8 protein-coding genes are annotated in these 10,276 nt (G+C 73.4%); 5 read left to right on the forward strand and 3 right to left on the reverse strand.

Annotated elements, in window-relative coordinates; all coding sequences use genetic code 11:
* Nucleotides 1–5: 5 nt before the first annotated feature.
* On the forward strand, nt 6–1,190 hold the full coding sequence (locus tag ACZ43N_RS03145) for a cytochrome P450 (RefSeq protein ID WP_468094600.1): 1,185 nt from the start codon (nt 6–8) through the stop codon (nt 1,188–1,190).
* A gap of 58 nt (nt 1,191–1,248) precedes the next feature.
* Complete coding sequence (locus tag ACZ43N_RS03150; RefSeq protein ID WP_468094601.1) at nt 1,249–1,758, forward strand: O-acetyl-ADP-ribose deacetylase; 510 nt, start codon at nt 1,249–1,251, stop codon at nt 1,756–1,758.
* Nucleotides 1,759–1,987: 229 nt separating this feature from the next.
* On the opposite strand, the gene ACZ43N_RS03155 is transcribed toward ACZ43N_RS03150, so the two are convergent.
* Entirely contained in the window at nt 1,988–2,359 is a 372-nt protein-coding gene (locus ACZ43N_RS03155; protein ID WP_055523282.1) for an ArsR/SmtB family transcription factor, read from the reverse strand.
* A 57-nt stretch (nt 2,360–2,416) separates the two neighbouring features.
* Between ACZ43N_RS03155 and ACZ43N_RS03160 the strand changes: the two genes are divergently transcribed.
* The 3 genes from ACZ43N_RS03160 to ACZ43N_RS03170 all read left to right on the forward strand — a co-directional run bounded on the left by ACZ43N_RS03160 (nt 2,417) and on the right by ACZ43N_RS03170 (nt 6,470).
* Nucleotides 2,417–4,375: a heavy metal translocating P-type ATPase gene (locus ACZ43N_RS03160; protein ID WP_468094602.1), complete on the forward strand. Its 1,959-nt coding sequence runs from the start codon at nt 2,417–2,419 to the stop codon at nt 4,373–4,375.
* An 85-nt stretch (nt 4,376–4,460) separates the two neighbouring features.
* Nucleotides 4,461–5,969, forward strand: coding sequence for an AlkA N-terminal domain-containing protein (locus tag ACZ43N_RS03165; RefSeq protein ID WP_468094603.1), 1,509 nt, complete (start codon nt 4,461–4,463; stop codon nt 5,967–5,969).
* 18 nt (nt 5,970–5,987) lie between these two features.
* Complete coding sequence (locus ACZ43N_RS03170) at nt 5,988–6,470, forward strand: methylated-DNA--[protein]-cysteine S-methyltransferase (RefSeq protein WP_468094604.1); 483 nt, start codon at nt 5,988–5,990, stop codon at nt 6,468–6,470.
* A 29-nt stretch (nt 6,471–6,499) separates the two neighbouring features.
* Here the strand turns inward: ACZ43N_RS03170 and ACZ43N_RS03175 are convergent, their stop codons facing one another.
* Both ACZ43N_RS03175 and ACZ43N_RS03180 read right to left on the reverse strand, forming a co-directional pair.
* Entirely contained in the window at nt 6,500–7,234 is a 735-nt protein-coding gene (locus tag ACZ43N_RS03175) for an SIR2 family NAD-dependent protein deacylase (protein ID WP_468094605.1), read from the reverse strand.
* Between the two features lie 75 nt (nt 7,235–7,309).
* Entirely contained in the window at nt 7,310–9,769 is a 2,460-nt protein-coding gene (locus ACZ43N_RS03180; protein ID WP_468094606.1) for a protein kinase domain-containing protein, read from the reverse strand.
* Nucleotides 9,770–10,276 lie beyond the last annotated feature (507 nt).

The raw sequence follows: 10,276 nt of genomic DNA on the forward strand, positions 1-10,276 counted from the left end.
CCGCGATGACCACGCACCCCCCACTCCCCACCGCCCGCCCCCTGCTCGACCCCGCCCCGGAATACGCCAAGTGGCAGGCGGAGGAGCCGATCCGCCGTGTGGAGCTCTGGGGCGACAGCAGCCCCTGGGTGATCACCCGGCACGAGCACGCCCGCGCGGTGCTCTCGGACGCGCGCTTCAGCGCCGACGGAACCCGCGAGGGCTACCCGACCCTGCGTCCCCGGCCAACGCCGCGCACCCCGGGGCAGATCTTCATGATGGACGGCGCCGACCACAGCAGGTTGCGGCGCATGCTGATCAGTGACTTCAGCCACCGCCGTGTCGAGGGGCTGCGCCCCTGCGTCACCCGGCACGCCGAGAAGCTGATCGACACCATGACGGCCGACGGCGCCACCGAGGCGGACCTCGTCGAGGCGTACGCCCTGCCGCTGCCCTCGCTCGTGATCTGCGAACTGCTCGGCGTGCCGTACGAGGATCACGCGTTCTTCCAGAGCCAGGCCCGCGCCTTCCTCACCATCGCCACCAGTCCGCAGGAGGCGATGGCGTCCCGCGCCGCCCTGTACGGCTACCTCGGAGAGCTCCTCGCCCGGCGGGCCGCGGAGCCCGCCGACGATCTGCTCTCCCGGCTCGCGACGGAGCGGGTGGCCACCGGCCAGGCCACGGCCGAGGAGGCCGTCGGGGTCTCGTTCGTCCTGCTCCTCGGAGGCCATGAGACCACCGCGAACATGATCGCCCTGGCGACCGTGGCCCTGCTGCGCGCCCCGGAGCAGCTCGCCGCGCTGCGCGCGGACCCCGCGCTGTGGCCGGGCGCGGTGGACGAGTTGCTGCGGTACCTGACGGTGGTGCACTCGGGCATGCGACGGGTCGCCACGGAGGACGTGGAGGTGGGCGGCGTCCTCATCCGCGCCGGCGAGGGCGTGATCGTGCCCCTCCAGGCGGCCAACCGCGACCCGGCCGTCTACCCCGTGCCCGACCGGCTGGACGTGACCCGCGACGCGTCCCGGCACCTCGCCTTCGGGCACGGAGCCCACCACTGCGTCGGTGAGTCCCTCGCCCGCGCCGAGCTGCGGATCGCCCTGCCCGCCCTCTTCGAGAGGCTGCCGGGCCTGCACCTGACGGCCGCCCCCGAGGATTTCGCCCAGCCGTTGAGCCCGGTCCACGGGGTGCGGGCCCTGCCGGTCGCCTGGTGACCGACGGGGCGCCCTGCTCCCGGGTGGAGGGCGTGCGACTGCTGCTATAGAGGAGGTCATGACCACCATCACCCTCGTCCAGGGGGACATCACCCAGCAGTCCGTCGACGCCATCGTGAACGCCGCGAACTCCTCCCTCCTCGGCGGGGGAGGAGTGGACGGCGCGATCCACCGGGGCGGCGGTCCCGCCATCCTGGAGGACTGCCGCAGGCTCCGGGCGTCGCACTACGGCAAGGGGCTGCCGACGGGGCAGGCGGTGGCCACCACGGCCGGTGAACTGGACGCCCGATGGGTCATCCACACGGTGGGCCCGGTCCACAGCCAGAGCCTGGACCGGTCCGCCCTCCTCGCCTCCTGCTACCGGGAATCCCTCAGGGTCGCCGACGAGCTGGGCGCCCGCACGGTCGCCTTCCCCGCCGTCTCGGCCGGCGTCTACGGCTGGCCCATGGACGACGCCGCCCGCATCGCCGTCGAAACCGTCCGCTCCACCGAGACGTCGGTCGAGGAGGTCAGGTTCGTCCTGTTCGACGAACGGGCCTATGAGGCGTTCGCGGCACAGCTGCCCTGAGCGCGGTCCGGGCGCGCTTCCGGGAGCCGATCCAGGAGGGACCCGGGCTCCCGAGGCCGGTCCTCGGCGCCGTCGGCGGCCTTTCGCCGACGGCGCGGCGCTTTTCGGCCCCGGCGCTCTCGGCCCCGGCTCTTTCCGCCCCGGAGCGAGCTGGACCACCGGCCCGGACTCTTCGGGTTTCCCGCATGTGCCGCCTGTGGCTCGGCTCCGGGCCCGGCCGTCCGCGGGCTCAGTCGCCCTCCGGCGCGTCGCTGATCCCCAGCCGCAGATGCTCCACGTGGTACACGGCCTGGTCCAGCAGCTCGGCGACATGGTGGTCGTGCAGCGCGTACACCACCGAGCGGCCCCGGCGCTCGCCCACCACGAGTCCCAGGTTCCGCAGCAGACGCAGCTGGTGGGAGCACGCGGACTGTTCCATGCCGACCTCGGCGGCCAACTCGGTCGCCGGGAGCGGGCCTTCGCGCAGCCGGGCCAGGATCAGCAGCCGGGACGGGGTGGACAGGGCCTGGAGGGTGGTGGCCACCTTCGCGACGTTGCCCGCGTCCAGACGCACGCGAGGGGTGGCGTCCTGCGCGGTGGCGGTTACGGCTCCATGACCCATGGCGAGTATCTTACTCATCGCACATGAAGGCATGAATGAGTCTTCATATGTTCCTGTATGGTGGCTCGGGTGTCTGCCACTCTTGCCCCGTCACCGGTCCGCCGTACGCCCGAGGCGACGGCCCCCCGCCGCCGTACCCGCGTCCTCGCCCTGCCCGAGGCGCGCTGGGCCCTGGCGTCGACCGTCGCCTTCCTGCTCGCGTTCCCGCTGGACCTCGCCGGCGCCTCCGCCTGGCTGTACGGCCCGCTCTACGCCGTCGCCTACGCGGCCGGCGGCTGGGAGCCCGCCCTCGAAGGGCTGCGGGCGCTGCGCGAGAAGAGCCTCGACGTCGATCTGCTGATGATCGTCGCGGCGCTCGGCGCCGCCGCGATCGGCCAGGTCCTCGACGGCGCCCTGCTCATCGTGATCTTCGCCACCTCCGGCGCCCTGGAGGCCCTCGCCACCGCCCGCACCGCCGACTCGGTACGCGGCCTGCTCGACCTCGCGCCCACCACGGCCACCCGGCTGTCCCCGGACGGCACCGAGGAGACCGTGCCGACCGACCGGCTCGCCGTCGGTGACGTGGTGCTGGTCCGTCCCGGCGAACGCATCGGCGCCGACGGCCAGGTCCTGGAGGGCGAGAGCGAGGCCGACCAGGCGACCATCACCGGTGAGCCCCTGCCCGTACCCAAGGCGCCGGGCGACGAGGTCTTCGCCGGCACCCTCAACGGCAGCGGCGCGCTGCGCGTCCGCGTCGAACGCGACCCCGCCGACTCGGTGATCGCCCGGATCGTCGGTCTCGTCGAGGAGGCGACCCGCACCAAGGCGCCCACCCAGCTGTTCATCGAGAAGGTCGAACAGCGGTACGCCGTCGGGGTGGTCGTCGCCACCCTCGCCGTCTTCGGCATCCCGCCGGCATTCGGCGAGGACCTCACCGAGGCCCTGCTCCGGGCCATGACCTTCATGATCGTCGCCTCGCCCTGCGCGGTCGTGCTGGCCACCATGCCGCCGCTGCTCTCCGCCATCGCCAACGCCGGCCGGCACGGCGTCCTCGTCAAGTCGGCCGTCGCGATGGAGCGGCTGGGGGAGATCGACGTCGCCGCGCTCGACAAGACCGGCACGCTCACCGAGGGCACACCCGAGGTCACCGCCGTACGGCCGCTGCCGGGTTCCGGGCTCGACGAGGACGGGCTGCTGGCGCTGGCCGCTGCCGCCGAGCACCCCAGCGAGCATCCGCTGGCCCGCGCGGTGGTGGCCGCGGCCGGCGCGCGCGGGCTGCGGGTGGCTCCAGCCGAGGAGTTCGCGGCCACACCGGGGCGGGGCGTACGGGCCACGGTCGAGGGGCGTGTGGTGACCGTGGGACGGCCCGCGGAGTACGACGCGGGGCGGGGCGGCGCGGGCGACGACCTCGTCTCCGGCGGGACGACCGTGCTCGTCGAGCGGGACGGGGTCGCCGTCGGACTGCTCACGCTCACGGACCGTGTGCGCCACGACGCGTCCGCCGCCGTCGCGGGGCTCGTCGTGGTGACCGGCGCTTCTCCCGTGCTGCTCACCGGGGACAACCCGCGGACCGCCGCGCAGGTGGCCGCAGGCACCGGGATCACCGAGGTACGGGCCGGGCTGCTGCCGGAGGACAAGGTGACGGCCGTACGCGAGCTTCAGGACGGCGAGGGCCGCAAGGTGCTGTTCGTCGGGGACGGGGTCAACGACGCGCCCGCGCTGGGCGCCGCGCACTCAGGGCTGGCGATGGGGCGGGCCGGGTCCGACCTGGCACTGGAGACGGCCGACGCGGTGGTCGTACGGGACGAGCTGGTCGCGATTCCGGCGGTGGTGCGGTTGTCGCGGGCGGCCCGGCGGCTGGTGGTGCAGAACCTGGTGATCGCGGGGGTGTGTATCGCGGTGCTGGTGGTGTGGGACCTGGTGGGGCATCTGCCGTTGCCGCTCGGGGTCGCCGGGCATGAGGGGTCCACCGTGCTCGTGGGGCTCAACGGACTGCGGTTGCTGCGGGAGGGCGCTTGGCGGCGGGCCGTGGGGTAGGGGGACGCCGGCCACCGCGAGGTCACCTCACCTCGATGTCGGATTCTCGCCAGCCCCGGCCCCTCCCGTGCTCGATGCTTGAGCCATGCGGAACGGGATGTACAGGGACGTCGAGCGGTGTGTGCGGGCCGTGCAGTCGAAGGACGCGCGGTTCGACGGGTGGGTGTTCACCGCGGTGCTGACCACACGGATCTACTGCCGGCCGAGCTGCCCGGCAGTTCCGCCGAAGCCGGAGAACATGACGTTCCATCCGAGCGCGGCGGCCTGCCAGCAGGCCGGGTTCCGGGCATGCAAGCGGTGCCGGCCCGACACGAGTCCGGGGTCACCGGAATGGGACCAGCGTGCCGACCTGGTGGCCCGGGCCATGCGGCTCGTGGCGGACGGTGTCGTCGACCGGGAGGGCGTGCCGGGCCTGGCCCGGCGGCTCGGGTACAGCACCCGGCAGGTCGAGCGGCAGCTGCTGGCGGAACTGGGGGCCGGACCGCTCGCCCTCGCCCGCGCGCAGCGGGCGCAGACCGCGAGGCTGCTGATCGAGACGACCGCGCTGCCGATGGCGGAGATCGCGTTCGCCGCCGGGTTCGCCTCGATCCGGACGTTCAACGACACCGTGCGGGAGGTCTTCGCGCTCTCACCCAGCGAGCTGCGGGGACGCGCCGCCAAGCGGGCCGGGCTCCCGGCCGTGGCACCCGGCAACTCCGCCGGGACCCCGGGTGTCCTGGCGCTGCGTCTTCCCTTCCGGGCCCCGCTCAACCCCGACAATCTCTTCGGACACCTCGCCGCGACCGCCGTGCCGGGGGTGGAGGAGTGGCGCGACGGCGCGTACCGGCGCACACTCCGGCTGCCGTACGGGCACGGCATCGTGGGCCTCACCCCGCGACCCGACCACATCGCCTGTCGGCTCACCCTCAGCGATCTGCGTGACCTGCCCGTCGCGATCAGCCGCTGCCGTCGCATGCTGGACCTGGACGCCGACCCGGTGGCGGTGGACGAGCAACTGCGCGAGGACCCCGTACTGGCCCCGCTGATCGACAAGGCCCCAGGGCGCCGCGTGCCGCGCACCGTCGACGAGGCCGAGTTCGCCGTGCGGGCGGTGCTCGGCCAGCAGGTCTCCACCGCCGCCGCCCGGACCCATGCGGGCCGCCTGGTCCTCGCCCACGGCGAACCGGTCGACGACCCCGAGGGCGACCTCACTCATCTCTTCCCCTCGCCCGAGGCGCTCGCAGCCGTCGACCCCCAGAGCCTCGGGATGCCCCGCACCCGCCGGACGACCCTCACCACCCTGGTCCGCCGCCTCGCGGAGGGCGAGCTGCACCTGGGGGTGGACAGCGACTGGGCGGAGACCCGCGCCCGCCTCCTCGACCTGCCCGGTTTCGGCCCCTGGACCGCCGACGTCATCGCCATGCGCGCCCTCGGCGACCCCGATGCCTTCCTCCCCACCGACCTCGGCGTCCGGCGGGCGGCCGCGGAGCTGGGCCTGCCCTCCACCCCGGCCGCGCTCACGGCCCGCGCGGCGGCCTGGCGGCCCTGGCGGGCGTACGCGGTCCAGTACCTGTGGGCGACGGACCGTCACCCCATCAACTTCCTTCCCGCGTAGCACGTTCGAGGACATGCCATGAAGCAGCACACAGTGATCGACAGCCCGTACGGCCCCCTCACCCTCGTCGCCGACGACGGGGTGCTGTGCGGCCTCTACATGACCGGACAGCGCCACCGCCCGCCGCAGGAGAACTTCGGCACCCGCGACGACACCCTCTTCGCCGAAGCGGAGGAGCAGCTGCAGGCGTACTTCGCGGGCGAGTTGAAGCAGTTCACCCTCCCACTGCGCCTGCACGGCACGCCGTTCCAGCGCAGCGTGTGGGAGCAGCTCGTGCGGATCCCCTACGGCGAGACCCGTTCGTACGGCGACCTGGCCGGCGCCCTGGGCAGCCCCAGGGCGTCCCGCGCGGTCGGCCTCGCCAACGGCAGGAACCCCGTCGGCATCATCGTGCCCTGCCACCGAGTGGTCGGCTCCGACGGCAGCCTCACCGGCTACGGCGGCGGCCTGGACCGCAAGCGGCGCCTGCTGGACTTCGAACGGGGCACGGCGCTCTTCTGACCGGCCCTTCGGACGTTTTGGCCGGCCGCTCAACCGCCCACGGAGCCGATCCGGCGCAGCAGCTCCGGCAGCGCGGTTCCGATCGGCTCCCGGACGACCTCGTCGGCCAGCTCGTCGTACGGAGTGGGCTCGGCGTTCACGATGATCAGCCGGGCCCCGTGGTCGGCGGCGACCCCGGCCAGCCCGGCGGCTGGCTGGACCTGGAGGCTGGTGCCTACGGCGATGAACACCTCGCACGCCTTGGTGATGGAGACGGCCTCGCCGAGCACCACCGGGTCGAGGCGCTCGCCGAACATCACCGTCGCCGACTTCAGCACGCCCCCGCACTCCAGGCACGGCGGGTCGTCCTCGCCGGCGTCGACACGGGCGAGCGCGTCCTCCATCGGCGTACGGGCATGACATGTGGTGCACACCACGGACCGGGCCGTGCCGTGGAGTTCGAGGACCTTGCGGGCGGGCATCCCGGCCAGCTGGTGGAGCCCGTCCACGTTCTGGGTGATCACCCGCACCGGCACCCCGGACCGCTCCAGCTCGGCCACCGCCCGGTGCGCCGCGTTCGGTTCGGCGTTCAGCGCCCGGTTCTGCCGTCGCAGCTGCCACGAGCGTCGGCGGATGTCCGGGTCACCCATGTAGTACTGGTACGTCACCAGCTTCTCGGCCTCCGGGTCCTTCCGCCACAGCCCGTTCGGGCCGCGGTAGTCGGGGATGCCGGAGTCGGTGGAGACACCGGCGCCGCTGAGGATGGCGACGAGGGGCTTCTTCATGGGGCCGAGGTTAGGTCGCCCGTCCCGCCGGGACCAGCGGATATCGGGTGCCCCGAGGGCGCGGGGACGGGCCGCTCAGACGGCGGGGATGCCGTAGGCGCGGTCGTAGTGCTGGGCCACCAGCAGGCCGGAGCGGTCGCAGGCGAGCTGCCAGTCGTTGACGCCGGTCTCCACGCCGTCGGTGAAGTTCCACAGCAGCCTGCCGCGGGCGGCGTCGATGGCGTAGAAGCCGTTCCTGTTCTTGTAGGCGGGGACGTAGACCGCGCCCGGCCCGGTGGTTACCGGGAGGTCGACGTTGAGGCGCGGGGTGGGGCAGAACCAGCGCCGGGAGCCGGTCGCGGCGTTGAACGCGTACACGCCGGAGGGGTTGGTGCCGGTGACGTACACCGTGTTTCCGTGGACGCCGAGGGAGGTGAACTGGCCGTCGTCGGGGCTCACCCGCCAGCGCACCTTGCCGGTGCCGAGGTTGAGGGCCTTGAGTTCCTGGCCGATGGCGAACACCGTCCGGCCGAGGACGGCGAGGCCCGGCCGGAGGTCGTAGCCGACGGGATGCCGCCACAGGACGCCGGAGCTGTCGGTGTCCCTGACCGTCACATTGCGCAGACCGTCGGCATAGACGAAGTAGCCGGGGATGATGACCGGTGCCAGGCGGATGCCGACGTCCTCCGGGCTGATGGGGATGACTTCGGCCTGGCGGGCCGCGAGATCGACGCCGAAGACCGTGTCCATGGACGTCGCCACCCCCTGCTCCACGGAGTCCCGCTGGAGCCGGACACCGATGACGGATATGAAGCGGTCGTCTACGACGCCGAGCAGCGTGGTGAACCGGAAGTCCGGCCCGAAGTCGATCGTGAACCGCTCCGAGCCGTCGGCCGGGTCCACCCCGATCACCGTCGAGCCCTCGCCCAGCGCGACCGCCGCGTCCCGCGCGAGCGCCACCGGGGTGGGCGACTGGCTGATGCCCTGGTAGACCCACCGGGGGCGGGCGCCGTTCTTCAGGTCGAGACAGACCATGTCACCCGGCCGGGTCTTCACCAGGGCCGTCCCCGCGTGGAACACGGCCGGCGCCTGGAGCAGCGGGTCGCCCCGGTACACCCACGTCGGCTCGGGGGCCGGGCCGAGCGGTGTCGCCGTCCGCCCGTCCGGTGTCCGGCGCCGGGAGAAGAACACGGCACCTCCGATGGCGGCCGCGGTGGTGGAGGCCGCGGACGCGGCGAGCACCGTTCGCCTGGACGGGCCCGACCGGGGCTGCGTCCTGCGGTGCCCGGGGGAGGCGGAGCGGTAGGGCTCCGGCTGCCCGGGGGAGCCGCCGGCAGGAATGCCGGGGGCCTCGGTGCCGGGCGGATCGGTGGTCGCCGTCGCCTCCGCCGGGTGGCCGTAGTGGTCACGGCCTTCCGACGCGTACGGCGTCGGCCCGTCGACGCCGTACGGTGCGCCCTCGGGAGCGCGGGACGCCGCGTCGGAGACATACGGTGCCCGGTCCGGGGCGTACGGTGCGCGGTCGGGAGCGTATGGTGCCCCGTCCCGGCTGTTGCCACGGGTCGCCCGCTCCTGTTCCTGGACGCCGCCCGTACCGTCGCGGCCGTACGCGTAGGGCTCCGGACCGTTCCCGGCCGACGGGCCGGTGAGCACGTCGTCCGGTGCGGTGGCGAAGGTGGCGACGGCCGCCGCGCGGAGGGCGATCGAGGCGGTCACCGAGGGCGGCAGCCAGCCGTCGTCCGTGACCTGCTCCACCCCGCCGGGCGCGCAGGCCGCGGCCAGCTTGTCCGGGGTGATCCGCAGCCGCGGGTCCTTGGTGAGACAGAGGCTGATGATCTTGTCGAGCGGATCGGGTACGCCCGTCAGGTCGGGCGGGCTGTGCACCACCTGGTAGAGGAGCGTGGCCGCCGCCGTCCCGCTGAACGGGGCGTGTCCGGACGCGGCGTACGTGAGCACCGAACCGAGGGAGAAGACATCGCCCTCGGGGCCCAGCGGCTCACCCGTGGCCTGCTCGGGACACATGTACTCGAAGGAGCCGAACAGCGCGCCGGAGCGGGTGAGGTCGTACCCGTCGGTGGCGCGGACGATACCGAAATCGATGACACGCGGACCGTCCGCGGCGAGCAGCACGTTGGAGGGCTTCAGATCGCGGTGCACCAGCCCGGCGGCCTGCACGGAGATCAGCGCCTCGGCGATCCCGGCGCCCAGTGCCAGCACCGACTCCGCCGGCAGCGGCCCGTGCTCGGAGACCGCCTCGGCCAGGGTGGGGCCCGCGATGTAGTCCGTGGCCAGCCAGGGGGTCGGGCCGTCCGGGTCGGCGTCCACCACGGGCGCCGTGTACCGGCCGCCGACCGCCCCCGCCGCCTCCACCTCACGACGGAAACGGATACGGAAGCTCTGGTCGCCCACCAGCTCCGGGCGGATGGCCTTGACCGCGACGAATCGCCCCTCCGGGGACAGTGCCAGGTAGACCCGCCCCATCCCGCCCGCGCCGAGCCGGGCCGCGAGCCGGTGGGGGCCCAGTACTGCGGGATCGTCGGGGCCAAGTGGTTCCATGACCTCAGCTGCCTGTTCTCGGTGGGGACGGGCGAGAAACGGCCCGCGCCGGTGGGGGGGAGACCGGCATGTCCGGGCGGACCCCGTAGGACCGCTCCCCAGAGCCCCGCATCCAGCCGAAGCCGCGGCCCGCGCCCGGGACGCCGGTCCAGGAATCCCGAGTGCCGCCCCGGTTCCGGAGCGAGGGCACAGAGCGGTCGCTCGGACGGGGTTGCCGGTCAGCCTAGAGGCTGGAGTGGCCGACGGGCAGCATTTTCAGCCAACGCTTTAATTTTCCATCAAGCCTGACGGGTGCTCTTCTCACCGTCCGTACAAGGCAAGTTGACAATAGGTCAGGTGACTCCTGTCAACGGCCGGTCCATGCGACAGCGGGTAGCCGTGGCGCATTGTCGACGGTCCTCAGCCCACCCGGTCGACGGTCCTCAGCCCACCCGGTCGACGGTCCTCAGCCCACCCGGTCGACGGTCCTCAGCCCACCCGGTCGACGGTCCTCAGCCCACCCGGTCC

The sequence above is a fragment of the Streptomyces sp. NPDC030814 genome (assembly GCF_055572155.1).